Origin of the sequence: Paraburkholderia sp. BR14320, from assembly GCF_040948665.1 — a bacterium.
GTDB lineage: Bacteria > Pseudomonadota > Gammaproteobacteria > Burkholderiales > Burkholderiaceae > Paraburkholderia > Paraburkholderia youngii.
Genome location: NZ_JBFPKG010000059.1, coordinates 1 through 23,522 on the forward strand (window position 1 = coordinate 1; position 23,522 = coordinate 23,522).

Below are 23,522 nucleotides of genomic sequence, written 5' to 3' on the forward strand. Positions count from 1 at the left end.
GATGCTGCGTGCGCTGCGCCGCGCCGCGGCCGGCCTTGCACCGACGTCGCCGGTTCGATGCGCCGAGGCATCGGCCCCGGGGGCCGACGGCCGTGCGCGGGAAGCTGCAAAACGGCAGCGGTGCGGCGGCCGATACGTCAAGGCAGCTTAGCGCAGGATCGTGAACGATGGGCTTGGGAGTGACGACCGATACGGCTGTTGCGCCTTCCTTGCCCGCCCTCATGTTCTATATACGAACACAAGGTCATATATCGAACAAAACAGGCTCGATAATAGGCGTCGGCGCGAAAGCGTGTCAAGCACGGCCGCAGCCGTGCCAACAACACCAGGGAATACGCGGAGGGAGAGATCTTCAGCGAACTTCGATTCCTTCGTCGGCGACATAGCCGCGAATCACATCCGCGAAGTTGCGCTCGGCGGCGAGCCCGAGCCGTTCGGCGCGCGATGTATCCCACGCGCCGGGCCAGCTGCCGACGATCTTCTCGATGCGCTCGTCCGGCTGCCGCACGATGCGGCTCGCGACCGCTTCGCCGGCGACCTCGCGCAGTGCCGCGATCATTTCGTCGACGCTGACCGACAGGCCCGGCAGATTCAGCACGCGCTGCTTGCCGAGCGCGGCGCCATCGAGTTCGAGGCCGGCGATCAGGCTGTCGATCGCCTTGCGCGGCGACAGCAGCCACAGCCGCGTCGAACCGGCGACCGGACACACGGCCTCCTCGCCATTCAACGGCTCGCGAATGATGCCGCTCGCAAACGACGACGCCGCCGCATTCGGCCGCCCCGGCCGCACGCTGATGGTCGGCAGTCGCAGCACGCGGCCGTCGACGAAACCGCGCCGCGAATAATCGTTGAGCAGCAGCTCGGCGATCGCCTTCTGCGCGCCATACGACGACTGCGGATTCAGCGCGGTGTCGTCCTGTACGACTGCGGGCAGATCGCCACCGTAGACCGCAACCGAGCTGGTGAACACGACGCGCGGTTGATGCCCGCGCTGTCGGCAGACTTCGAGCAGCAGCCGCGACGCATCGAGATTGATGCGCATACCGAGATCGAAGTCCGCCTCGGCCTGGCCGCTGACGATCGCAGCCAGATGAAAGATCGCCGAGGTTTGGTCGTCGATCACGCGTTCGAGCACGCTGCGCTCTGCGATATCGCCGACTTCGGTATGCACGCGCGCATCGCCGAAATCATGAGCGCGCACGACGTCGAGCAGCACCAGCCCGGTAATCGCTTGCGGTGTGCCGTGCGCATCTTTCAACTTGCCGCGTGCGAGCAGTTCGCGCGCGAGTCGCTGGCCGAGAAAACCGGCGCCGCCGGTGATCAGTACTTTCATGGTTACGTGTCCGTCAGTGGTTGTCGGAAAGTGTCAGCGCGCATCGAGATAAGGCTTCAGCCAGCCAAGCCCCGCCGAGGTCCCCGCGCGCGGCCGGTATTCGCAGCCGATGTAGCCGTCGTAGCCGAGCGCATCGATCAGATCGAACAGGTACGGATAGTTCAGCTCGCCGATGTCGGGCTCGTGCCGCTCGGGCACACCCGCAACCTGGATATGGCCGATGCCGGCCATATCGCGCTTGAGCTTCATTGCGAGATCGCCCTCGACGATCTGGCAGTGATAGCAGTCGAACTGCACCTTCAGATTCGGTGCGCCGACTTCGGCGCAGATCGCTTGCGCGTCGTCCTGTCGATTGAGGAAATAGCCGGGCATGTCGCGCGTATTGATCGGTTCGATGACGACCGTGATCCGTTCGGTTTGCGCGGCTTGCGCGGCATAGGCAAGGTTGTCCAGATACACGTCGCGTTGCGTTTTGCGTTGCGTTTCGCCCGCCTGATCGCCGGCGATCAACCCCGCCATTACATGAAGCTTGCGATTTCCGAGCACGCGCGCGTACTCGAGAGCCGTATCGATGCTGCGGCGGAACTCGTCCTCGCGCCCCGGCAGCGACGCCAGACCGCGCTCGCCACCGCTCCAGTCGCCTGGTGGCGCATTGAACAGCGCCTGCGTGAGACCGTGAGCGTCGAGCCGCGACTTCAGCTCGGCCGCGCGGAACTCATAGGGAAACAGGTATTCGACCGCGTTGAAACCGTCGCGCGCGGCGGCGGCGAAGCGATCGAGGAACGCGTGCTCGTTGTACATCATCGACAGATTGGCGGCGAAGCGAGGCATGTCAACAGCTCCTTTGAGACAGTCCGATACGGTGCATGACGTTCATCGGTAATGCGCGCTGCTACCAGCGCGCGCCGAACGCGGTACGGAGTTCTTCGATCGCGGCGGCGTCGAGCGGCGCGGGCCGCGGATTCGTCATCAGCCACAAGCGCGCGGTCTCCTCGAGTTCTTCGAGCGCATACGACGCGTGCGCGACCGAGCGCTCCCACACCACCGGCCCCAGACGTTCGAGCAGCACCGCCCGTACGCGGTCGGCCAGCGGGGCGATCTGCGCGGCCACTTGCGGATCGCCCGGGCGTTGATAGCGAATCAGCGGTACGTGGCCCACTTTCATCACGTAGTACGGCGTGATCGGCGGCAACACGTCCGCTTCGCTCCATACGCCCGCCAGCGTCAATGCGACCAGATGCGTCGAATGGGTATGGACGATGCCGCGCGCCTCGCCGTTGCGCGCATAGATACCGCGATGCAGCGCGAGCGTTTTCGACGGCTTGCCGCCCGACATCGCGTGGCCGTTTGCGTCGACCTTCGCGATATCGGCGGGATCGAGGCGGCCGAGACACGCGTCAGTCGGTGTGATCAGCCAGCCATCGTCGAGCCGCGCGCTGATGTTGCCGGCGCTACCGACCGTATAGCCGCGCTGATACAGACTCGCGCCGACCGCGCAGATTTCCTCGCGCACGCGCGCTTCGGCCGAGATGTGAAGTGCCGGTGCGCCGCTCATTGCGCGGCTCCATCGAGATGACGCAGCGCCTTGTCGAAGAAGTCCGTGGTGCCGAAATTGCCGGATTTCAGCGCGAGTGCGAGCGGTTCCGCTTCGGTCGTCGCGGTGGCCGGCACACCCGGATCGATTTGTGCGCCGATGCGCAGCATGCGCACGTCGAGCGCCTGCACGACCGCGCCCGAGGTCTCCCCGCCCGCGACGACGAACTTGCGCACGCCGCGTTCGCGCAGGCCGCGCGCAATCGATGCCAACGTCTTCTCGACCAGATGCCCGGCTTCGTTGACGCCGAGTTCGCGCTGCACCGCCTGCACTTCGTCGGGCGATGCAGTCGCATAGATCAGCACCGGCTCGGCGTGCACGAAGCGCTGTCGCGCGAACTCGAGCGCTTCGCCGACGACGTCCTCGCCGCGCGCCGCCGCGAGCGGATCGATGCGGAACGCCGGCCGCGTCGCGCACCAGGCGGCGACCTGCGCGTTGGTCGCCTTCGATGCACTGCCCGCGAGCACCGCCGACAAACCTTCTACGCGCGGCAATTGCGCGGCATGGGTTTGCTCGCCGAGTAGCCCCGCGCGCCGGAAGTTGGCCGGCAAGCCGAGCGCGACGCCGGAGCCGCCGGTGATCAGCGCGAGGTCCGCGCAGGCCGCGCCGAGCGTATGCAGATCGGCGTCGGACACCGCATCGGCAATCGCGATGCGCACGCCGTCGGCGCGCAGCGCTTCGAATGCGGCGCGCACGGCCGTATCGCCTTGCGCGACCCGGTCGTAACGCACGAGCCCGACCTTCGACTGCGTTTGCCGCTGCAGCACGCGCACGAGATTCGCGTCGCGCATCGGCGTCAGCGGATGGTTCTCCATGCCCGACTCGTTGAGGAGCGCATCGCCGACGAACAGATGGCCGCGGAAAATCGTGCGGCCGTTCTCGGGAAACGCGGGACACGCAATCGTGAACGACGCGCGCTCAGCAAACTCGGCGGACAGCGCGTTCAGCAACGCATCGGTCACCGGGCCGATGTTGCCCGCATCGGTCGAATCGAAGGTCGAGCAGTACTTGAAAAAGAATTGCCGGCACCCTTGCGAGCGCAGCCAGGCGAGCGCGGCGAGCGATTGGGCGACCGCGTCGGCGGCGGGGATCGTGCGCGACTTCAGCGCGACGACGAGCGCGTCGGCGTCGAGCGCAGCGGCGCCCGGCGCAGCGGCGCCCGGCGCATCGGCGCCCGGCGCTTCGTTGGAGGTCGGCACGCCGATCGTCTGCACCGTGCGCATGCCGCCGCGTACGAGCATGTTGGCGAGATCGGTGGCGCCGGTGAAGTCGTCGGCGATGCAGCCGAGCAGCGCGGGTTTCGTTTGAGCCGTCATGAGCACCGTCCTCGCTTATGGCTTCGCCGGCAATTCGATGCCGGGGAAAATCTTCACGACCGCCGAGTCGTCCTCACCGCCGTGGCCCGCCGTCGACGCCATCATGAACATCTGATGCGCGGCCGCCGACAGCGGCAGTGGAAACTTCGTGCGACGCCCGGTATCGAGCACGAGGCCCAGGTCCTTGACGAAAATATCGACTGCCGACAGCGGCGTGTAATCGCCCGCGAGAATATGCGGAACGCGGTTCTCGAACATCCACGAATTGCCCGCGCTGTGCGTGATCACGTCGTATAGCGCGTCCGGATCGACGCCTTCGCGCAAGCCGAGCGCCATTGCCTCGGCGGCCACCGCGATATGCACTCCGGCCAGCAACTGATTGATGATCTTCACTTTCGAGCCCGCGCCATGCGCGGCCCCGAGCCGATACACGTTGCCGGCGATCGCGGCGAGCACGTCCTCGCACGCGGCGTACGCGGCTGCGGGACCGGACGTCATCATCGTCATCTCGCCCGATGCGGCGCGCGCAGCGCCGCCCGACACCGGCGCATCGAGCATCTGCAGACCGGCCGACTCGACGCGCTTGCCGAGATCGCTGGCGAATTCCGGCGCGACCGTGGCACTGGCGATCACGACGCCGCCCGGCTTCATCGCCGCGAGCGCGCCGTGCTCACCGAACAGCACGGCCTCGGTCTGCGCGGCATTGACGACCAGCGTGATCACGACCTCGCACTGCGCGCCGAGCTCCGCGGGCGTCGCACAGCCGACGCCGCCTTCAGCGACGAACGCCTGCAGCACGTCGCGCCGCAAGTCGCACGCGTGGACCTTGAAGCCGGCGCGCAACAGCGAACGCGCAACGCCGAGCCCCATGGCTCCCAAACCGATGACACCGACATTTCTCGACATGCGTGACCTCTATGGATTGGTGCTGCGTTGGTGCGTTCGCGCGCGGCGGGATCACCGCGCGCCTTCCGCGCGTCAGGCGATGCCCGCCTCGGCAAGCCGCCGTGCCGCGTTGTACAGATGCGTCTGCGCGGCATTGCGCGCCGCCATCGGATCGCCGGCGCGAATCGCCGCGGCGATCGCCGCGTGCTCCTCGCGCACCTGCCGCGAGAAGTCCTCGCGCAGCGCCTCGTTGCGGCGCGTGACGACCGTGCCTGCTTCGAGGTACTGATTGAGGAACGTCAGCGTCTTCAGGAAATACGGATTGCCCGTCGCCGCCGCGATCGCGCGATGAAACGCGACGTCTTCGGCGACGCCGTCTTCGCCATTGGCGACCGCGCGCTCGATCTGAGCGAGCGCGGCGTCGATCGCGGCCATGTCGGCATCGCTGCGACGCATTGCGGCTTCCGACGCGACCTCCGCCTCGATCGCGCGGCGCAGCGCGAGGATCTGCACGACCGAGCCCGGCTCGACGGCTTCCGCGTAGTCGATCCGCAGCGGGCGGATCGTGCCGTGCCCAGCGACGAACACGCCACTGCCCTGGCGCGGTTCGACCACCCCCTCGTTCTTCAGCCGCGACAGCGCCTCGCGAATCACCGTGCGGCTCACGCCGAACTGTTCCGAGAGCACGGCTTCGGTCGGCAGCTTGGCGCCGCGCGCGAAAGTGCCCTTGTCGATCTGCTTCAGCAGTTGCTGCGCGACGGTGTCGCTCAAAGCGCGCGAGGGAATCTTGTCGAACATGGCGGATCGGTTGGGTTGGATCGGGTGCCGCAAACTGGTCATGTTATCGGGTCATCATACAAATTTGAGACACGAATCGCATCCACGCAAACCCTGGGTTTTTTGCACGAATCGGCGTTATTTGGCGAAATAGAAGGCTTAAGCTATCGTCTCGCCTTTGCGCCGCAACGCCACGCGCGGCGCCGCATCGAAACGAACGCGCGTCGCGTGCCTTGCGCGCGCACTCTTTTGCAACCACGATCAAGGTCCATGAGCAAAGCCCTGCCGCCGTCTTCCGTCGCGCCCGCCAACGTCGAACCGGCCCCGGAGAAACCGGGTGACTCGTACGTGCAGTCGTTCGCGCGCGGCCTCGCGGTCATCCGCGCATTCGACGCGACGCGCCCCGAACAGACGCTCACCGACGTCGCCGCGGCGCCCGGCCTCCCGCGCGCCGGCGCGCGCCGGATTCTGCTGACGCTGCAAACGCTTGGCTACGTGGAAGCCGAGGGACGCCTGTTCCGTCTGACGCCGAAGATTCTCGACCTCGGCTTCGCGTACCTCACCTCGATGCCGTTCTGGAATCTCGCCGAACCGGTGATGGAAAGCCTGTCGGCACAGGTGCACGAAAGCTGCTCGGCGGCCGTGCTCGATCGCACCGAGATCGTCTACGTGCTGCGCGTGCCGACTCACAAGATCATGACGATCAACCTGTCGATCGGCAGCCGTCTGCCCGCGTACTGCACGTCGATGGGCCGCGTGCTGCTCGCCTCGCTCGACGAGGAAACGCTCGACGCGACGCTGAACTCGTCGCCGCTCTACGCACACACGCCGCGCACCGTTACCGACAAGGAAGAGTTGAAGAAGGTAATCGAGCAGGTGCGTCGCCAGGGGTGGGCAATCGTCGATCAGGAGCTCGAAGGCGGTTTGATTTCGCTGTCCGCGCCGATTCGCAATCGCCAGGGCCGCGTGATCGCCGCGATGAACATCAGCGGCAACGCGCAGCGCAATTCGGCCAAACAGATGGTGAAGGCGTTTCTGGAACCGCTGCAGCAAGCCGCGCAGACGGTCTCCGAGATGGTCGCGCGGCGCGGCTGACGCACGCGGCTATCTGGTAGCGCGCATTTGCTGCGCGCTACCGCGTCGACTCTTATCGCTCACTGCGCGAGATAGCGCTCCACGAGCCGCGCCCAGAACGCCGCGCCGATCGGCAGACTGTGGTCGTTGAAGTCGTAATGCGGGTTGTGCACCATGCAACCATCCTCGCCGATGCCGTTGCCGATGCGCAGAAACGTGCCCGGCCGCTTCTGCAGCATGAAGGCGAAGTCCTCGCTGCCCATCAGGATGTCGGTCTGCTCGATCACCTTGTCATCGCCGACCAGCTCACGCGCAACCTGCACCGCGAAATCCGTTTCGGCGTCCGTATTGATGACGACCGGGTAACCTTCGATGTACTCGACATGCGCCTTGCCGCCATAGCTCGCCGCCTGCGACTCGGCCAGCTCGGTGATGCGCTTCTTCAGCAACTCGCGCACCTCGGGGCTGAACGAGCGCACGCTCAGTTCGAGCCGCGCGCTGCTCGAAATCACGTTGTTCGCGGTGCCCGCGTGCATCGAGCCCACCGTCACCACGGCCGGCTGCGACGGATCGACGTTGCGTGCGACGATCGTCTGCAGCGCCATCACGATGCTCGCGGCGACCACGACCGGATCGACGGTCAGATGCGGACGCGCCGCATGACCGCCGACGCCTTCGATCGTGATGGTCGCCTTGTCCCCTGCCGACATGAACGGCCCCTTGCGAAACAGCAGCATGCCCGGCTCCGCGCCCGGATGATTGTGCAGGCCGAACACGGCGTCGCACGGGAAGCGCTCGAACAGGCCGTCGTTGATCATCTTCAGCGCGCCGCTGTCGATACCGCTTTCCTCGGCCGGCTGGAAATACAGATGCACGGTGCCCGAGAAGTTGCGCGTGGCCGCGAGACGTTGTGCGGCGCCGAGCAGGATCGTCGTGTGGCCGTCGTGGCCGCACGCGTGCATCTTGCCGTGGGTGCCGCTCGCGTACGGCAAGCCGGTCTGTTCGATGATCGGCAGCGCGTCCATGTCCGCGCGAATGCCGATGCTGCGCTTGCCGTCGCCCACCTTCAGCGTGCCGACCACGCCGGTCTTGCCGACCCCGCGCGTGACCTGCCAGCCCCACTGTTCGAGCTTTTCCGCGACGAGCGCCGCGGTCCGCACTTCCTCGTACGCGAGTTCGGGATGGTGATGAATGTGATGGCGAATCTCGCGCAGGCTCGCGGCGGGGGGTTCCAGATCGGACACTTCGGTCAAACGCGGGGTCTCGTTCATCGTTTGCATGGCTCCAGTGAGTAGCCTCGCACTATATCCATGCCGTTTCGTTCGAATAAGATGCTATTTTTTTCACCCTGATTAACAGCTCTTATATACGGGGTTACCCTGATGAAACTGCAGCAGTTGCAGGCCTTCGTCGCCGCCGCGCATCACCGCAGCCTGCGCGCCGCCGCGCGTGAACTCGGCGTCACGCAGCCGGCCGTCACGCATACGATTCGCGAACTGGAAAGCGCGCTCAATGCGGAGTTGATGGTGCGCAGCGTGCGCGGCATTGAGCTGACCGCGTGCGGGCTCGCGCTGTTGCCGCGCGCCGAACAGTTGCTGGGCGACATGCGCCGCACCGTCGAGGCCGTCGAGCAGGTGAAAGGAGAACTGGCCGGCAAGGTCAGCGTCGGCACGATGCCATCGCTCGCGCTGACGGTTCTTCCGCATGCGGTGTCGAGCTTTCGCCAAAAGATGCCGCTCGTGAGTCTGCATCTGGAGGAAGTGACGGTGCCCGATGCGCTCGCGCGTCTGCGCAACGGCACACTCGATCTCGCGGCGATCCATCACGTTCAGGCATTGGATAACGATCTGGTACAGGTGCCGCTGTACTCGACGCAGTTCGTCGTCACGATGCGCGCGGGGCACCCGCTCGCGAACGTCACGCGTCTGTCCGAACTGCTCGACGCCGAGTGGATCGTCACGGTCGGCGCCGATCACTTCCCGCACAGCGTGATGATGGCGATGTTCAGCGCGCATGGTCTGCCACTGCCGCAGCGGCTGCTGCGCGCGCCGTCGTCGTTTGCGGTGACGCTCGGGCTCGTATCGCAGACCGACGTGATCAGTTGCTTCACACGGCCGCTCGCGCAGCGGGTCGCGCCGCTCGGCATTCGTGTCGCGCAGATCGAAGACGCGCTGCCGAACTACGATCTGAGCATCATCTCGCGACGCGATCTGCTGCCGACGCCGGCCGTACAGCAGTTCGTCGCGTGTTTGCGGCAGGTCACGCGGGAGCGGATGGCGGCCGTGCAATAAGGCCGCGTGACTGCGTTACGCGCTCATCTGCTCCTTGAGCACTGTGATCAACTCGTGCCCCGCTTGTTCGAGCGTGCCGGAGTTGTCGATCGTCGTGCAGCGCACGCCGGCCGGCAACGCAAACGGCGCACGCCGCGCAAGCCGCGCCGCGACCTGCTCCGACGATTCGCGCGCTCGCGCGCCGAGCCGCGCTTCGAGAATATGCGGCGCGGCGCTCACGTGCACCACTTCCGCGCGTGGATAGCGCGCGAGCGCATGCTGCAGGTACTGCCGCGAGCCGTTGACGACCACCGTGCAGCCGCGCGCGAGCCACGCATCGAGTTCGATGCCGATGCCATAGCGCAGCGAATGGCTCGACCATTCGAGCGCAAACAGGCCCAACACCGAGCGTGCGGCGAACTCCTCGACGCTCAGTGCGACATGCACTTCCCCATGGCCGCTCGGCCGCGTGATGTAACGATGCGCGAACACGACCGGCTCGCCGGCGAGCCGCGTGCGCGCGAATTGCAGCAGCGAATCCTTGCCCGCGCCAGACGGGCCCATCACATAGATCAAACGCCCATTCATTGGCTGCTCACCTCGTCTTGCTGCTTTTCCTTGCGATCGCCGTGTTGCGCGCCGTCGCTGAAGGGCAGCGGCTGCCACAGCACGAACGGCTCGCCCGGCGCCGGCTCGACGAACAGCGCGGCCTGATCGACCGCGAGCGGCCCGAGCGCAGGGGTGCGCTCACGCCACCATGCGAGCAGAGTCGCGCGCTCGTCGGCATCCGCTAGCGAGCTGGACAGCGTCATATGAAAACGGAACTCGTCGAACACGTACGGGTAGCCCCATTGCAGCAGGAACGCACGTTGGCGTTCGCTGAGCGGTGCGGCGAGCCGGCGCTCGAGATCGGCCGCAGACGGTCGCGCGCGCAGCCCGTCTAGCGACTCCAGCGCGTTCGACGCAAGCTCGCGAATGCGCGTCTCGCCATTTGCATCGGCCGGTCGCAGCGCGACGAAGTCGCCCAGCGTGGCCGCTTCCACCGGCAACGCGAACGGCTGTTGCGCGAGCGCCCACGCGCGCGCGGCCGCAAGCACGTCGTGCTGCGTGATACCGCCGCCGAGCCGGAACGGGGCGACCAGCGTGCCATGCCAGCCATAGCGGCGCGGCGAGTCGGTCAACGCGGCGAGCGGGCGCGTCAGGCCAGGCGGCTGCGGCTGCGCGCAGCGCTCGCCGCTTTGCGCATCGCGGCCGAGCCACGTCGAGCCGGCCTGCCACCACGCCGATTCACCCGACGGCGCGTAGTACAGCGCGAAGCGCGCTTCATCACTCCATGCGGGGCCGCTCACAGGTCATGCTCCACGAGCAGTTGCACACGGTCGGCCGCGAAATGCGTGAAGCCGTATTTGACCGGCGTGCCGTGCAAATCGACGTCGACGTTCTCGACCCACAGCACCGGCTGCTGACGGTTGATGTTGAGCCGCCGCGCGACCTCCGGCTCGGGCAGCACGCTGCCGATGCGGCTCCACTTGCGCAGATAATCGTCCACGCCGAATTCGGCCAGCGCCTTCGTCGTGCCGCCGAGGCGTTGCACGACTTCCGGCAGCTCCGGAAAACGCGCGGCCGGATACCAGCTGCGCGCGAACGTAAGCGGCACGCCGTCGGACTCGTGCAGCGATTCGATCCGATAGACCGCCGCGCCCGCGCGCAGACCCAACGCCTTCGCGACGCTGGGCTCGGCTTTCACGCGCGAGCCCGACAGCATCGTGCCGCCGGGCGCGTGATGTTGTTGGCGCAGGTTTTCGGTGAAACGCGTACGGCGGCCGATCGAATAGTCGATCGCGCCGGGCTGTACGAAGGTGCCGCGCCCCTGCTCGACGCTGACGAGGCCGAGCGCGGCGAGGCCGAGCATCGCGCGACGCACCGTGTGACGGTTGACGTCAAAGCGTTTCGCCAGCTCACCTTCGCTCGGCAGCCGCCCTTCTTCCCCGAATCCGCTTGCCGCGATCTCGGCGGCGAGAATCTGTTCGATCTGTCTCCAGACGGCCACGCCTGCGCCGCGTTCGAGCATCGTGGCCGGCGCCGCGCTGTCGTTCGATGTCATGGTGCTGTCATTCCCTTCGGTTCAAATGATCGCCATGTCGTGCATTGTAGTGCGCAAGCCGTGATGGAAATATGAAACGTCCGCCGCGCACGACAGTCGAGACAACTACGCCTATAAACGTCTAGACGTTTAGATGAATAGATGCTCCAATGTCCACTCGCTGGATCAACAGGAAATCCGATGAGCCCGAGTTCCGTTCCGCCCTCTGCGCCGTTGCCTGCCGTGTCTTCGGCGGCGCGGCGCGCCTGGATGGCCGTGCTGGCCCGCACGCCGCGCGCCGACCTCGAAGCCGCGCTGCAGCACGCGCTGCAAGGTCACCCTATCCCCGCCTACGACTGGCTGCGTCCCCCTGAAATCGGCCTCGCGATGGTGCGCGGGCGCATCGGCGGCAGCGGCGATCCGTTCAATCTCGGCGAAGCGACGGTCACGCGCGCCACGCTGCGCCTTCGTGCCAGCGGCGACGCCGAGGCCACCGTCGGCGTGGCCTGCCACTTGGGACGCGACCGCCGGCGCGCCGAACTTGCCGCGCTCGCCGATGCCTTGCTGCAGATGCCGGAGCATCACGACGGCCTGCATCGTCAATTGATCGAGCCGTTCGCCGCGCAACAGAAGGCACGGCGCGCGCAACAGCAGCAGGACGCCGCGGCGACGCGCGTCGAATTCTTTACGATGGTGCGAGGCGACTGATGGAACATTCACCGATTGCATTGTCCACCCTGACGCCGGGTTTCGCGGACCCGGTCCACGATACCCAGGCCGTGTTTCGCACGCTGCTCGACGCGTTGTCGCGGCCCGGCACGATCGGCGTGATCAGTGACGTGCTGCCCGAGTTGCGCAATACGCCGGTCGAACCCGCCGCATTCGCTGCGCTGCTGACGCTCTGCGACTACGCGACACCGGTCTGGCTCGCGCAGCCTGATACCGCGCTCGCGTCGGCGTTGCGTTTTCATACCGGCGCGCCGCTCGTCGATGCGCCCGGCGACGCCGCATTCGTCTATGTGCACGATGCCGACGCGTTGCCGTCGCTAGAAAGCTTCGCACCCGGCAGCGCCGAGTCGCCCGAGCAATCGGCCACGCTGCTGATCCGCGTCGACGCGCTGACGGGCGGCGTACCGGTCACGCTGAGCGGCCCCGGCATTCTGGAGAGTCAAACGATTTCGCCGGCCGGTCTTCCCCCACGGTTCTGGCAGGAGCGCGCGATGCTCGCGCCGCTGTTTCCGTGCGGCATCGACTGTTATCTGGTTTGCGGCCCGCGCGTGATCGGCTTGCCGCGCACAACTGAAGCGAAGGTGAACTGATGTACGTTGCCGTCAAAGGTGGAGAACGCGCGATCGAAGCGTCGTGGCGTCTGCTCGACAAAGCGCGCCGCGGCGATACGCGGATCGCCGAACTGAGCGTCGCGCAGATTCGCGAGCAGTTGCGGCTCGCGGTCGCGCGCGTAATGACCGAAGGTTCGGTCTACGACGAGGAGCTTGCCGCGCTCGCAATCAAGCAGGCGGCCGGCGATCTGGTCGAAGCGATCTTCCTGTTGCGCGCGTATCGCACCACGTTGCCGCGCTTCGGCTATACGCGCGCGATCGATACCGAAACGATGCAGGTCGAGCGACGCATCTCGGCGACCTTCAAGGACTTGCCAGGTGGCCAGTTGCTCGGCGCGACCTACGACTACACGCAGCGTCTGCTCGATTTCGCGTTGCTCGCCGATGGCGACGACGCGCGGCAGCGCGTGACGCAAGGCAATGCGCCGCTCTCGCAAGAGCCGCCCGCGCCGGAAGCGATGCCGCGCGTTGTCTCGCTGCTCGACAAGGAAGGCCTGATCGAACAGGAGCGCCCAACACCGGATGGCGCGGAACCCGGCGATCTGTCGCGCGAACCGCTCGCGTTTCCGGCGAGCCGCGCGACGCGTCTGCAGAACCTCGCGCGCGGCGACGAAGGCTTTCTGCTCGCAATGGGCTATGCGACGCAACGCGGCTACGCGCATTCGCATCCGTTCGCCGGCGAGATTCGGTTCGGCACGATCGCGGTCGAAATGGACCTCGACGAACTCGGCGAAGCGGTCGACATCGGCGATATCGACGTCACCGAATGCCAGATGATCAACCAATTCGCGGGCAGCAGCGCGGTGCCGCCCACCTTCACGCAGGGCTACGGTCTCGCGTTCGGCCACTCGGAGCGCAAGGCGATGGCGATGGCACTGGTCGATCGCGCGCTGCGTGCCGAAGAACTCGGCGAGACGCTCTCGTCGCCGACGCAGGACATCGAATTCATGCTGTCGCACAGCGATAACGTCGAGGCGTCGGGCTTCGTGCAGCACCTGAAGCTGCCGCACTACGTCGACTTCCAGGCGGAGCTGGAACTGGTGCGGCGCTTGCGCGCGCAGCACCACGGCAACGATGAATCAGGCAATGCCACCGACGAGGAGCAAGCAGCATGAACGCGCCCGACACCGCCGTTGCAAACACCTCATACGACAGCGCCGCGCACGGCTACAACTTCGCGTATCTCGACGAGCAGACCAAACGCATGCTGCGCCGCGCGCTGCTGAAGGCAGTCGCCGTGCCGGGCTACCAGGTGCCGTTCGCGTCGCGCGAAATGCCTCTGCCGTACGGCTGGGGCACCGGCGGCATCCAGGTGACGGCCGCGATCATCGGCAAGACGGACACGCTGAAAGTCATCGATCAGGGTTCCGACGAAACTACGAATGCCGTCAACATTCGCCGCCTCTTCGCGCGCACCACGGGCGTGGCGACCACGCGGCACACGAGCGAAGCGACGATCATCCAGACCCGGCACCGGATTCCCGAAACGCCGCTGACCGAGCGGCAGATCCTCGTCTATCAGGTGCCGATGCCCGAGCCGCTGTTCCGGCTCGAACCGCGCGTCGCCGAATGCAAGAAGCTGCACGCGCTCGCCGATTACGGGCTGATCAGCGTGAAGCTGTACGAGGACATCGTGCATCACGGCAGCATCGCGACCACGTATGACTACCCAGTGATCGTCAATCATCGCTATCTGACGTCGCCGTCGCCGATCCCGAAGTTCGACAATCCGAAGATGCATATGAACGCCGCGCTGCAACTGTTCGGCGCGGGCCGCGAGCGCCGCATCCACGCGATTCCGCCTTATACGCCGGTGCGCAGTCTCGACTTCGACGATCATCCGTTCGAAGTGCAGAAGTGGCAGCACGCGTGCGCGTTGTGCGGATCGAAGGAAAGCTTTCTCGACGAGATGATCGTCGACGACGCCGGCACGCGCATGTTTGTGTGCTCGGATAGCGACTACTGTCACGAGCGGCGCGGCGACGGCGAGATCGAACCGCAAGCACCACTGCCCCGCGCCGAACGCGAAGGAGAATCCGCATGACGCCGCTTCTGAGCGCCCGCGCGCTCACCAAACAATACGGCGGCCGCAACGGTTGCCGCAACGTGAGCTTCGATCTGTATCCCGGCGAGGTGCTGTGCATCGTCGGCGAATCGGGCTCGGGCAAGACCACGCTGCTCAACACGCTGGCGCTGAAGACCGAGGCCGATAGCGGCGCGCTGCACTACGCCGCGTCGCACGGCGACCTGCTCGATCTGCGCGCGCTGTCGGAGCCGCGCCGCCGTCTGCTGATGCGCACCGAATGGGGCTTCGTGCAGCAGAACCCGCGCGACGGCCTGCGCAGCGGCGTATCGGCCGGCGCCAATATCGGCGAGCCGTTAATGGCGGTCGGCGCGCGCCACTATGGCGAGATTCGCCGCACGGCCACGCAATGGATGGAGCGCGTCGAACTCGACCCAGCGCGCATCGACGAATTCCCCGCTGCGTTTTCGGGCGGTATGCAGCAACGTCTGCAGATTGCGCGCAATCTCGTCACCGGTCCGCGTCTGGTGTTCATGGACGAACCGACCGCCGGTCTCGACGTGTCCGTGCAGGCGCGTCTGCTCGATCTGCTGCGCACGCTGACGTCGACGCTGCATCTGTCGGTGCTGATCGTCACGCATGACATCGGCGTCGCGCGTCTGCTCGCACATCGGCTGATGGTGATGCAGGCGGGCGAAGTCGTCGAAGCGGGTCTGACCGACCAGGTGCTCGACGATCCGCAGCACCCTTATACGCAAACGCTGGTTTCCTCGGTTCTGCCGGTTTGAGGCTCACAATGCAATCCACTGAGGTAGTAATTGATGCGGGCAGCGCGGCACGTCACGCCGAGCGCGCTTTCGCCGACAACGCGGCGCTGATGCTGCGCGCCACCGGCATCGGCAAGACTTTCACGCTGCACGGCCAGGGCGGCGCGCGAATCGACGCGCTCGCGAACGTATCGCTCGAAGTCGAGCGCGGTGAATGCGTGGTGCTGGTCGGGCCGTCGGGCGCGGGCAAAAGCACGCTGCTGCGCTGCCTGTACGGCAACTATCTGGCGAGCACCGGCTCGATCGCGATTCGCGACACCAGCGATCAGGGCCGGCCCGTCACGATCACCGGTGCGGAACCGCGTGACGTGCTGCGTCTGCGCCGTAGCGTGGTCGGCTATGTGAGCCAGTTTTTGCGCGTGATTCCGCGCGTGCCGACGCTCGCGCTCGTCGCCGAGCCGCTCGTGCTGCACGGCATCGCAGAACCCAAAGCAAACGCGCGCGCCGCTGAATTGCTCGCGCGGCTCAACGTGCCGGAACGTCTGTGGTCGCTCGCGCCCGCGACGTTTTCGGGCGGCGAGCAGCAGCGCGTGAATATCGCGCGAGGTTTGATCGCCGAACATCCGCTGTTGCTGCTCGACGAACCGACCGCTTCGCTCGATGCCGAAAACCGCGACGTTGTGGCCGATCTGATCGTCGAGGCGCGCGAGCGCGGCGCGGCGATCGTTGGTATCTTTCACGACGAAGAGACCCGCAACAAGGTCGCGACGCGCCGCCTGGAATTGCGGCCGCCACTGCGGCATTAAATTGACACCAGTCCCGACTGACTACGGAGCAAGTCGATGTTGATCAGCAACGCTCGCATCGTGACGCGAGATGAAGAATTCATTGGCACCGTGCGCGTGGAGGACGGCGTGATTCGCGACGTCGAACGCGGCGCGAGTTCGGCGCGCAACGCCGAAGACTGGGACGGCGATTATCTGCTGCCCGGTCTGATCGAACTGCATACGGACAACCTCGAGAAGCACCTCGTGCCGCGTCCCGGCGTCGAGTGGAATACCGACGCGGCTTTCGTGATCCACGACGCGCAAGTGGCCGCGGCCGGCATCACGACGGTATTCGACGCGCTCGCGATCGGCTCGCGCTCGAGCGTTGGGCTGCGTAACCGCCACGTGCAAACGCAATGCGCGGAGTCGCTGCTGCGGCTGTCCACGCGTCGACTGCTGCGCGCCGAGCACTTTCTGCATCTGCGCTGCGAGATCGCGACCGCCGACGTGCTCGAGGTATTCGATTCGCTGTGCGCGCATCCGCTGTTGCGGCTCGCGTCGGTGATGGACCATACGCCGGGACAGCGCCAATGGCACGACCGCGAGCAATGGCGCCGCTTCCAGGAACGCAACGGCAAGATGAGCGACGAACGTGTCGCGAGCACGCTCGCCGAACTCGCGGTCGAACAGGAGCGTTACGCGGATGAGCATCGCCGCGAGATCGTCGCGCGGTGCCGGCGGCTCGGCATTCCGGTCGCGAGCCACGACGATACGCTGATCGAGCACGTCGAACAGGCGAAGGCCGAGGGCATCGTGCTCGCCGAATTCCCGACCACGCGCATCGCCGCGCAAGCCGCGCGCGAGCACGGCATCGCCACCATCATGGGCGCGCCGAACATCGTGCGCGGCGGCTCGCATTCGGGCAACGTGTCGGCGCTCGAACTCGCGCGCGCCGGTCTGCTCGACATTCTGTCGTCGGATTACGTGCCGTCGAGCTTGCTGACCGCGGTGTTCGATCTCGTCGAAAAAGCGGGCTGGTCGCTGCCGCGCGCGATGGCAACGGTCTCGGCCGAGCCGGCGCGCACCGCCGGTCTCACGGACCGCGGCGCGATCGAGCCGGGCTTGCGCGCGGATCTCGTGCGCGTGACGATGCTCGACAGGCTGCCGGTGCCGCGCGCGACTTATCGCGGCGGGGTGCGGATCGTTTGAGTGGGTCGCGTCACGCGGTGGGCTCCTCCTCGCACCCCTCGGTCGCATCGCGCGCGGCATGCGCCTGCGCGAGCTGCGCGTGGGCAAGCCGCGTCTGCTCGGCCTGTTCGTGGAGCCGCATGGCGAGCAGATCCTGATAGCGCAGATACGCGCAACGGCCACCCGATTTCGCCGCATACATCGCCGCATCGGCGTTCAGCAGCAGTTCCTCGGCATTGCCGCTGTCGTGCGGGAACTCGCTGATGCCGATGCTCGCGCCGACCGTCATGCTATTGCCGTCGACGCTCAGCGTTTCATTCAGCGCATCCATGATGTGCTCGGCGATATCGGGCGTGATCTGCGCCGCGCGCTGCCCTTCGATCAGCACGATGAATTCGTCGCCGCCGAGCCGCGCAACCACGTCCCCGGCACACAGCACGTCCTTCAGACGGCGCGCGACCGCGACCAGCACCTTGTCGCCAACGGAGTGCCCGAACTGATCGTTGATCTGCTTGAAGCGGTCGAGGTCGACGAACAGCACCGCGAGGCCTTCGCGACGGAACCTTGCCTCCTCGATCGCGTTCTCGAGCTTCTGCATGAACAGCATGCGGTTCGGCAAGCCGGTCAGCACGTCGTGCGAGGCCAGATGCACGAGCTCGCTCTGCTTGCTGTGCAGCGCATCCATCTGCCCGCGGATTTCACGGCGCAAACGCTCGAAGCAGCGCGCGAGCACGCCGATTTCGTCGGTGCGTTTGAGCGGCAACGTGTGCATCGCGTGTTCGGCGAACAGATGCGTCGCCGCATGCGCGAGCTGATGCAGCGGCTTGGTCAGCGCTCGCGCGAACAGGATGGCCAGCAATACCGACAAAGCGCTGAACACCAGCACCATGCGAATGATCCGCGTGCCGAGCTGATTCGCGCCGCTCAGCACGTCTTCGAGCGGCTTCGCCAGACCGAGCACGATGAAGCGATTGCCCTCCGAATCGCCGAACGGCCGCCGCACGAACGCGAGCACGCGCCCGTGCGCCTCATCGGGCCGCGCGAGACCGTTGACGAGCACTTCGCTGCGCCGCTGCTCGAACAGCTGCCTCGTGACCGGAAAGCTGTCCTGCATCAGCACGCGCCGGCCGCGGTCGAAACCGAAGGTCTTCGACGCGTCGGGATGGACCAAGAAGTCGCCCCACTCGTTCGCCAGATAGACCTGGTAGTCGCTCGGCAGATCGCTCTGCAAACGCCGCAGCATGCCGGCCAGATCGACGTCGATCACCACGACGCCGACCACGGTGCCGCGCGCATCCGCGATCGGCGTGCCCAGACGCAGCGTCGGCCTGCCTTGCGCGGCATGCGTGCCGTATTCGTGATTGATCGAAATCGGCGAGGTGTAGATGCGTCCCGCCGAAAATGCGAGCGTTTCGAATACGTAGGGAAACTGAGCTTTTTCCTGTAAATCGTCACCCTGTACACGCACGAGGCCGTCGCTGTCGCGATCGAAACGGATCAGCTCGAGCCCGTGATGCTGCCGCGTGATCAGCCGCACCTGCAGATACTCCGGGTGGTGCAGCATGAAGCTCGAATACACCTGCGCGAGCCGCTCGCGGCCCTGGTTCGGGCCGATGCCGTCGTCGGTCTGCGCGACGCTCACCGATGACGGCATCGTCGCCAGCACGAGCGCGTCCGCCGCGACGTCGTCGATCGATACCGCGATGCGCTGGCCGAGCAGCTCCGTCGAAGTCTGCAGGCTACGCTCCGCTTCGTTGACCAGCATCGTGCGATTCGCGCGATACGCGTAATAGCCGGTCGCGCCCGACGCCAGCACGCCGATGCACGCGAGCAGCACGGATAGCTTGAAGGTCAGGCCGCGATGCAGCATCAGAAGCGCTCCGAACGGTCGCCCGACACGATGCGGGTCCACAATCGCTCGCGCCGGTCGATATCCTCGACCGGACTGATCCAGACGATGTGCGCATTGGGGTTGCCTTCGGCCGGCTCGGTCAGCGTATTCGCGAGCCCCTGGCGCTGCGTCAGCAGCGCGCTCACGCTCGGCTCGAGCATGTAGTTGATCCACGCGAGCGCGAGCGGCTGGTCGCTCGCCGCGCGCGTCATCGACCAGCAATCGAGCCACGCGAGCGCGCCCTCGTCCGGAATTACATAGCCGACGTCGGCGCCCGCGCGCCGCAGCAACTGCACCTGCTGCGTGCCGTAGTTGCCGAACATCAGCGCGACCTTGTGCTGGATGAAGAACGCGGTCGCCTCCTCGGGCAGCGTGTAGTAGGTCAGCAGATTGCGGCGCAGATCGACGAGCTTGTGCGCGATCGTGCGCAACTGCGCGGAGTCGAGCTGAAACGGATGCGGATAGCCGAGCGCGAGCGCGGTGAACGAGAAGTTGTGCTGCGCGCTATTGAAGTCGAGCACCTTGCCGCGATAGCGCGGGTTCCACAGTTCGAGCATCGAATGCGGCGCCACCGGAATCTGCTTGCGATCGTAGATGAGGCCCATCGACGAATAGGTGAACGGAATCGCGTAGACCTTGCCCGCCGACGTCAAGCCGCCGATCGAGCCGAGCGCCTGAAAACGCGGCAACTGCTTCTTCGTATTGGGCAGACTCGCGAGATCGAGCGGCGCAAGCAGATCAGCCTGCGTATAACGACGGATTTCGGCGGTGTTGGCGGCGAGTACGTCGAAAGGCGGCTCGCTTTTGCTGTGCATCTGCGCCCACAGCGCCTCGTCGGAATCGACGAGCGTAACCTCGACCTTCGCTCCGTAGCGTGCTTCGAACGCCTTCACGACATCCGGGTCCGCGTAGCCGGGCCATGCGAGGACGTGCAGCACTTTGTCGGCAGCCGCGGCGGGCGTGGCCACGGCAAAACTCGCGCACAGCAGTGCGCCTGTCAGTACCCGCAACGCGCGGGGCAAAACGTCGCACCAAAATCCGGATACGCCAATCGATGTAAATCCCGATGTAATTCTCGACAAAAAGCCGACATAAAAACGGCGCTGCAATAATGCCGCGCGAACGCGCGCGCCGACGCTCGCGATTTGTCGCTTGAAAGTCTGTTTACAACAGCCTGTTTGATCCGCCTTGAACGACATCGTGCGCATGAATAACACCGTTGAGCAGAAAGGCCTTTTGATCTAGCGCAAATGCGCGGCATTTGAATCTTCACGGCTGTCCGACGATTTGCTTCGATGCGATCCGCGCCTGCGCGGGCGGTCGGCGTCCTACGCATGGAGCATCGATGATAGCGCCAAAAGCCTCGGTTTTCGCACAGCCTCGAAACGGCCGCGCAAAAATATCGGCGCTGGTAATAGCGTGTAAGCCAATGGTCGCGAGGCCACTGTTAATTAACGGCAAGTTCAGCCGCGAGCTTTAACGATATCCACGTTTCAAACTCGCGATTCAAACCGGTTTTCGGCGAACTCGCAAGAAAACCGCCGTATATTCCAGTCGGTCACGTTCGCCGGCCCACCGTATTACCGCTCCTGCATTGCACCCGTGTTACGCAAACCCCACCAACGGTGTACGATCCGGTCACATCGGCTTGGGCGCACGCGTCGCTCTAGAGGGCCTCCTCCTGCGCCATCCGGTGTTTTACTAGCTTCCCAATATTTTTGAACTGATAAGCTTGGCGCGCGTTGCAGGCCACCCCGGCTTGCATCCTGACCAGAAGCCCGTTTGCGAGTCGCGCCGGGCGTCCCGAGGCGGCACAACCGCCGAGGGCGAAATTGAACTACACCGAGGAGTAAGAACAGTGAAAAAACTGCTAGCGGCTTTGACGGTTGCCTTGATTGCCACCGTCTCCATTGGCGCACACGCTAAAGATTGGTCGACGATCCGTTTTGGCGTTGATGCCAGCTATCCCCCGTTCGAGTCGAAAGGCGCAGACGGCAAGCTCGTTGGCTTCGATATCGACCTCGGCAACGAAATCTGCAAGCGCGTCGGTGCGAAGTGCGTGTGGGTGGAAAACGACTTCGACGGCATGATCCCGGCACTGAAGGCGAAGAAGTTCGACGGCGTGCTGTCGTCGATGTCGATGACGCCGCAACGCGCCGAGCAGGTCGCTTTCTCGTCGAAGCTGTTCAACACGCCGACGCGCCTCGTCGCGAAGCAGGGCTCGGGCATCCTGCCGACCGCTGAATCGCTGAAGGGCAAGTCGGTTGGCGTCGAACAGGGCACGATCCAGGAAACCTACGCGAAGACCTACTGGGAACCGAAGGGCGCGAAAGTCGTGCCGTATCAGAACCAGGACCAGGTCTACGCCGACCTGATCTCGGGCCGTCTCGACGCAGCGCTGCAAGACGCGGTGCAGGCTGAGCAGGGCTTCCTGAAGACGCCGCGCGGTGCAGGCTTCGCGTTCGTCGGCCAGAACCTCGACGATCCGAAGATCCTCGGCAACGGCGCCGGCATCGGCATGCGCAAGGAAGACACCGATCTGAAAGCGAAGGTCGACAAGGCGATCGCCGACATGATCAAGGACGGCACCTACAAGAAGATCGAGAAGAAGTACTTCGACTTCGACGTGTACGGCAGCTAATTGCCCACGCGCGCCGCACGGCGCGCCGGCAGCTTGTCCGAAACGGGCTCCGCGATGCGGAGCCCGTTTTGTTTTGCGGCTCCACATCTAGCCACATGAAGCCACATCGTGCGGCATATCGGCTAAGATCGTGCAACACGCGGTCGTCGGGAGACAGGTGGCCGCAGTCCGCGCACGCGGACCTCGCGCGCAGCCCGCGCGCACCTTTCCCCTTGCAATCAACAACCTAGCGCGGCTGCTTCGAACAGGCCGCGAAGTCAAAACCATGCAAACCCAGACCCATCCGCTGATTGCCCCGTCGCTTGGCACCGCCCGTGAACTGACGAGTTTCCACTACGGTTCCGGCGGCGGCCAGAAAATCTATATCCAGTCGTCGCTGCACGCGGACGAACTGCCCGGCATGCTGGTGTCGTGGTCGCTGCGCCGCAAGCTGGCCGCGCTCGAAGCCGCGGGCAAGCTGCGCGGCGAAGTCGTGGTCGTGCCGGTGCCCAATCCGATCGGCCTGAACCAGCATCTGCTCGGCCAGATGCTCGGGCGCTTCGAAACCGGCAGCGCGCAGAACTTCAACCGCAACTTCTACGACCTCGCCGAACTCGTGCTGCCGACCATCGAGTCGCGTCTGACCAGCGACATCGATGAGAACCGCGCCGCCATCCGCGCGGCGATGCGCGAAGCGCTCGACGCGCAGAAGCCGACCACCGAACTCGGCTCGCAACGCCTCGCGCTGCAAAAGCTTTCGTACGACGCCGACGTCGTGCTCGATCTGCATTGCGACTGGGAAGCCGCGATGCACCTGTATACCAATCCGGACCTGTGGCCCGAAGTCGAACCGCTCGCGCGCTACATCGATGCGAAGGCGTCGCTGCTCGCGCTGAACTCGGTCGGCAATCCGTTCGACGAGATCCACAGCTTCTGCTGGTCGGATCTGCGCGGCCGTTTCGGCGAGCGCTTCCCGATCCCGAACGGCGGCATCTCGGTCACGATCGAGCTGCGCGGCCAGCGCGACGTGTCGTACCAGTACGCGGAAAAAGACGCGCAGGCCATCATCGAGTATCTGACCCTGCGCGGCGTGGTCGACGGCGAACCGGCGCCGCTGCCGCCGCTCGAATTCGCGGCGACGCCGCTCGCGGGCGCCGAGCCGCTCGTCGCGCCGATCAGCGGCGTGCTCGTGTATCGCTGCCCGGTCGGCACGTGGGTGGACGCGGACCAGGAAATCGCCGACATCGTCGATCCGTTGACGGACCGCGTCGTCACGATCAAAAACACCGTGGCCGGCGTGTTGTACGCGCGGCATCTGGCGCGTTTCGCGACGGCCGGCCTCGAGTTCGCGCGCATCGCTGGCGCGACGCCGTTCCGCAGCGGCTCGTTGCTGAGCAACTGACGCCAAAACCGCTGCGACCGCCGATGCCGTCGCAGCCGGCCATGTAACTGAATTTTCACGCAGCAGCCGAAGTAACCGATCGCCCGCCGCCCGGCGGGCGATCCGCTGCCACGCGCCCCGCTTCGCGCGAGGGTCGACCGCCCCGCCACCGACGCTCCCGCCCCCCGATGCACACGCGAAGTGTCGCGCCCG

The 23,522-nt window shown here is 65.7% G+C and carries 23 protein-coding genes; 11 read left to right on the forward strand and 12 right to left on the reverse strand.

Annotated elements, in window-relative coordinates:
• Window positions 1-352 precede the first annotated feature (352 nt).
• The 6 genes from denD to AB3X89_RS33635 all read right to left on the reverse strand — a co-directional run bounded on the left by denD (window position 353) and on the right by AB3X89_RS33635 (window position 5,926).
• Window positions 353-1,333 carry a D-erythronate dehydrogenase gene (denD, locus tag AB3X89_RS33610; protein ID WP_368587105.1) on the reverse strand — a complete coding sequence of 327 codons (981 nt, stop codon included), beginning with the start codon at window positions 1,331-1,333 and terminating at the stop codon, window positions 353-355.
• Between the two features lie 33 nt (window positions 1,334-1,366).
• Window positions 1,367-2,164 carry a 2-oxo-tetronate isomerase gene (gene otnI, locus AB3X89_RS33615; RefSeq protein ID WP_368587106.1) on the reverse strand — a complete coding sequence of 266 codons (798 nt, stop codon included), beginning with the start codon at window positions 2,162-2,164 and terminating at the stop codon, window positions 1,367-1,369.
• Window positions 2,165-2,225: 61 nt separating this feature from the next.
• Window positions 2,226-2,888, reverse strand: coding sequence for an aldolase (locus AB3X89_RS33620; protein ID WP_368587107.1), 663 nt, complete (start codon window positions 2,886-2,888; stop codon window positions 2,226-2,228).
• Window positions 2,885-4,243, reverse strand: coding sequence for a 3-oxo-tetronate kinase (gene otnK / locus AB3X89_RS33625; RefSeq protein ID WP_368587108.1), 1,359 nt, complete (start codon window positions 4,241-4,243; stop codon window positions 2,885-2,887). Before otnK ends, AB3X89_RS33620 begins: the two co-directional genes overlap by 4 nt.
• 15 nt (window positions 4,244-4,258) lie before the next feature.
• A complete protein-coding gene (gene ltnD, locus AB3X89_RS33630; RefSeq protein WP_368587109.1) occupies window positions 4,259-5,149 on the reverse strand; it encodes an L-threonate dehydrogenase in 891 nt (296 codons plus the stop codon).
• Window positions 5,150-5,221: 72 nt separating this feature from the next.
• Window positions 5,222-5,926: a FadR/GntR family transcriptional regulator gene (locus tag AB3X89_RS33635; RefSeq protein ID WP_368587110.1), complete on the reverse strand. Its 705-nt coding sequence runs from the start codon at window positions 5,924-5,926 to the stop codon at window positions 5,222-5,224.
• 249 nt (window positions 5,927-6,175) lie between these two features.
• Between AB3X89_RS33635 and AB3X89_RS33640 the strand changes: the two genes are divergently transcribed.
• Window positions 6,176-7,000: an IclR family transcriptional regulator gene (locus tag AB3X89_RS33640; RefSeq protein ID WP_368587111.1), complete on the forward strand. Its 825-nt coding sequence runs from the start codon at window positions 6,176-6,178 to the stop codon at window positions 6,998-7,000.
• A gap of 59 nt (window positions 7,001-7,059) precedes the next feature.
• On the opposite strand, the gene AB3X89_RS33645 is transcribed toward AB3X89_RS33640, so the two are convergent.
• On the reverse strand, window positions 7,060-8,250 hold the full coding sequence (locus AB3X89_RS33645; protein ID WP_368587112.1) for a M20 aminoacylase family protein: 1,191 nt from the start codon (window positions 8,248-8,250) through the stop codon (window positions 7,060-7,062).
• A gap of 111 nt (window positions 8,251-8,361) precedes the next feature.
• On the opposite strand from AB3X89_RS33645, the gene AB3X89_RS33650 reads away from it, so the two are divergent.
• On the forward strand, window positions 8,362-9,270 hold the full coding sequence (locus AB3X89_RS33650; protein WP_368587113.1) for a LysR family transcriptional regulator: 909 nt from the start codon (window positions 8,362-8,364) through the stop codon (window positions 9,268-9,270).
• Between the two features lie 15 nt (window positions 9,271-9,285).
• On the opposite strand, the gene phnN is transcribed toward AB3X89_RS33650, so the two are convergent.
• The 3 genes from phnN to phnF are packed head-to-tail and all read right to left on the reverse strand — an operon-like array spanning window position 9,286 to window position 11,353.
• Window positions 9,286-9,837, reverse strand: coding sequence for a phosphonate metabolism protein/1,5-bisphosphokinase (PRPP-forming) PhnN (gene phnN, locus AB3X89_RS33655; RefSeq protein ID WP_368587114.1), 552 nt, complete (start codon window positions 9,835-9,837; stop codon window positions 9,286-9,288).
• A complete protein-coding gene (locus AB3X89_RS33660) occupies window positions 9,834-10,598 on the reverse strand; it encodes a DUF1045 domain-containing protein (protein WP_368587115.1) in 765 nt (254 codons plus the stop codon). Before AB3X89_RS33660 ends, phnN begins: the two co-directional genes overlap by 4 nt.
• Entirely contained in the window at window positions 10,595-11,353 is a 759-nt protein-coding gene (phnF, locus tag AB3X89_RS33665) for a phosphonate metabolism transcriptional regulator PhnF (RefSeq protein ID WP_368587116.1), read from the reverse strand. Before phnF ends, AB3X89_RS33660 begins: the two co-directional genes overlap by 4 nt.
• A gap of 180 nt (window positions 11,354-11,533) precedes the next feature.
• On the opposite strand from phnF, the gene phnG reads away from it, so the two are divergent.
• Genes phnG through AB3X89_RS33700 form a run of 7 tightly spaced genes read left to right on the forward strand, consistent with a single transcriptional unit; the run spans window position 11,534 to window position 17,438 of the window.
• Complete coding sequence (gene phnG / locus AB3X89_RS33670; RefSeq protein WP_368587117.1) at window positions 11,534-12,040, forward strand: phosphonate C-P lyase system protein PhnG; 507 nt, start codon at window positions 11,534-11,536, stop codon at window positions 12,038-12,040.
• Window positions 12,040-12,651, forward strand: coding sequence for a phosphonate C-P lyase system protein PhnH (gene phnH, locus AB3X89_RS33675; protein ID WP_368587118.1), 612 nt, complete (start codon window positions 12,040-12,042; stop codon window positions 12,649-12,651). The genes phnG and phnH overlap by 1 nt, the downstream gene beginning before the upstream one ends.
• The gene (locus tag AB3X89_RS33680) at window positions 12,651-13,787 is read left to right on the forward strand and encodes a carbon-phosphorus lyase complex subunit PhnI (RefSeq protein WP_368587119.1); all 1,137 of its coding nucleotides are present in this window, start codon (window positions 12,651-12,653) and stop codon (window positions 13,785-13,787) included. The genes phnH and AB3X89_RS33680 overlap by 1 nt, the downstream gene beginning before the upstream one ends.
• A complete protein-coding gene (locus AB3X89_RS33685) occupies window positions 13,784-14,716 on the forward strand; it encodes an alpha-D-ribose 1-methylphosphonate 5-phosphate C-P-lyase PhnJ (protein WP_368587120.1) in 933 nt (310 codons plus the stop codon). Before AB3X89_RS33680 ends, AB3X89_RS33685 begins: the two co-directional genes overlap by 4 nt.
• Complete coding sequence (gene phnK, locus AB3X89_RS33690; RefSeq protein ID WP_368587121.1) at window positions 14,713-15,483, forward strand: phosphonate C-P lyase system protein PhnK; 771 nt, start codon at window positions 14,713-14,715, stop codon at window positions 15,481-15,483. The genes AB3X89_RS33685 and phnK overlap by 4 nt, the downstream gene beginning before the upstream one ends.
• 8 nt (window positions 15,484-15,491) lie before the next feature.
• Window positions 15,492-16,268: a phosphonate C-P lyase system protein PhnL gene (phnL, locus tag AB3X89_RS33695; protein WP_368587122.1), complete on the forward strand. Its 777-nt coding sequence runs from the start codon at window positions 15,492-15,494 to the stop codon at window positions 16,266-16,268.
• 36 nt (window positions 16,269-16,304) lie between these two features.
• Window positions 16,305-17,438 carry an alpha-D-ribose 1-methylphosphonate 5-triphosphate diphosphatase gene (locus tag AB3X89_RS33700; RefSeq protein ID WP_368587123.1) on the forward strand — a complete coding sequence of 378 codons (1,134 nt, stop codon included), beginning with the start codon at window positions 16,305-16,307 and terminating at the stop codon, window positions 17,436-17,438.
• A gap of 10 nt (window positions 17,439-17,448) precedes the next feature.
• On the opposite strand, the gene AB3X89_RS33705 is transcribed toward AB3X89_RS33700, so the two are convergent.
• Together AB3X89_RS33705 and AB3X89_RS33710 are read right to left on the reverse strand one after the other, a co-directional pair.
• Complete coding sequence (locus AB3X89_RS33705) at window positions 17,449-19,287, reverse strand: diguanylate cyclase (RefSeq protein ID WP_368587124.1); 1,839 nt, start codon at window positions 19,285-19,287, stop codon at window positions 17,449-17,451.
• Window positions 19,287-20,516, reverse strand: a complete 1,230-nt coding sequence (locus AB3X89_RS33710; protein ID WP_368587125.1) for an extracellular solute-binding protein — start codon at window positions 20,514-20,516, stop codon at window positions 19,287-19,289. Before AB3X89_RS33710 ends, AB3X89_RS33705 begins: the two co-directional genes overlap by 1 nt.
• A 650-nt stretch (window positions 20,517-21,166) precedes the next feature.
• On the opposite strand from AB3X89_RS33710, the gene AB3X89_RS33715 reads away from it, so the two are divergent.
• Window positions 21,167-21,949, forward strand: a complete 783-nt coding sequence (locus tag AB3X89_RS33715; protein WP_013091296.1) for an ABC transporter substrate-binding protein — start codon at window positions 21,167-21,169, stop codon at window positions 21,947-21,949.
• Between the two features lie 265 nt (window positions 21,950-22,214).
• Window positions 22,215-23,330, forward strand: coding sequence for a succinylglutamate desuccinylase/aspartoacylase family protein (locus tag AB3X89_RS33720; protein WP_368587126.1), 1,116 nt, complete (start codon window positions 22,215-22,217; stop codon window positions 23,328-23,330).
• The last annotated feature ends 192 nt before the right edge of the window (window positions 23,331-23,522 follow it).

What these genes read in the sequence shown, in the direction of transcription:
- denD (WP_368587105.1), bottom strand. Translation starts at nt 1,333, where the DNA reads ATGAAAGTACTGATCACCGGCGGCGCCGGTTTTCTCGGCCAGCGACTC.
- otnI (WP_368587106.1), bottom strand. Translation starts at nt 2,164, where the DNA reads ATGCCTCGCTTCGCCGCCAATCTGTCGATGATGTACAACGAGCACGCG.
- AB3X89_RS33620 (WP_368587107.1), bottom strand. Translation starts at nt 2,888, where the DNA reads ATGAGCGGCGCACCGGCACTTCACATCTCGGCCGAAGCGCGCGTGCGC.
- otnK (WP_368587108.1), bottom strand. Translation starts at nt 4,243, where the DNA reads ATGACGGCTCAAACGAAACCCGCGCTGCTCGGCTGCATCGCCGACGAC.
- ltnD (WP_368587109.1), bottom strand. Translation starts at nt 5,149, where the DNA reads ATGTCGAGAAATGTCGGTGTCATCGGTTTGGGAGCCATGGGGCTCGGC.
- AB3X89_RS33635 (WP_368587110.1), bottom strand. Translation starts at nt 5,926, where the DNA reads ATGTTCGACAAGATTCCCTCGCGCGCTTTGAGCGACACCGTCGCGCAG.
- AB3X89_RS33640 (WP_368587111.1), top strand. Translation starts at nt 6,176, where the DNA reads ATGAGCAAAGCCCTGCCGCCGTCTTCCGTCGCGCCCGCCAACGTCGAA.
- AB3X89_RS33645 (WP_368587112.1), bottom strand. Translation starts at nt 8,250, where the DNA reads ATGAACGAGACCCCGCGTTTGACCGAAGTGTCCGATCTGGAACCCCCC.
- AB3X89_RS33650 (WP_368587113.1), top strand. Translation starts at nt 8,362, where the DNA reads ATGAAACTGCAGCAGTTGCAGGCCTTCGTCGCCGCCGCGCATCACCGC.
- phnN (WP_368587114.1), bottom strand. Translation starts at nt 9,837, where the DNA reads ATGAATGGGCGTTTGATCTATGTGATGGGCCCGTCTGGCGCGGGCAAG.
- phnF (WP_368587116.1), bottom strand. Translation starts at nt 11,353, where the DNA reads ATGACATCGAACGACAGCGCGGCGCCGGCCACGATGCTCGAACGCGGC.
- phnG (WP_368587117.1), top strand. Translation starts at nt 11,534, where the DNA reads ATGAGCCCGAGTTCCGTTCCGCCCTCTGCGCCGTTGCCTGCCGTGTCT.
- phnH (WP_368587118.1), top strand. Translation starts at nt 12,040, where the DNA reads ATGGAACATTCACCGATTGCATTGTCCACCCTGACGCCGGGTTTCGCG.
- AB3X89_RS33680 (WP_368587119.1), top strand. Translation starts at nt 12,651, where the DNA reads ATGTACGTTGCCGTCAAAGGTGGAGAACGCGCGATCGAAGCGTCGTGG.
- AB3X89_RS33685 (WP_368587120.1), top strand. Translation starts at nt 13,784, where the DNA reads ATGAACGCGCCCGACACCGCCGTTGCAAACACCTCATACGACAGCGCC.
- phnK (WP_368587121.1), top strand. Translation starts at nt 14,713, where the DNA reads ATGACGCCGCTTCTGAGCGCCCGCGCGCTCACCAAACAATACGGCGGC.
- phnL (WP_368587122.1), top strand. Translation starts at nt 15,492, where the DNA reads ATGCAATCCACTGAGGTAGTAATTGATGCGGGCAGCGCGGCACGTCAC.
- AB3X89_RS33700 (WP_368587123.1), top strand. Translation starts at nt 16,305, where the DNA reads ATGTTGATCAGCAACGCTCGCATCGTGACGCGAGATGAAGAATTCATT.
- AB3X89_RS33705 (WP_368587124.1), bottom strand. Translation starts at nt 19,287, where the DNA reads ATGCTGCATCGCGGCCTGACCTTCAAGCTATCCGTGCTGCTCGCGTGC.
- AB3X89_RS33710 (WP_368587125.1), bottom strand. Translation starts at nt 20,516, where the DNA reads ATGCGCACGATGTCGTTCAAGGCGGATCAAACAGGCTGTTGTAAACAG.
- AB3X89_RS33720 (WP_368587126.1), top strand. Translation starts at nt 22,215, where the DNA reads ATGCAAACCCAGACCCATCCGCTGATTGCCCCGTCGCTTGGCACCGCC.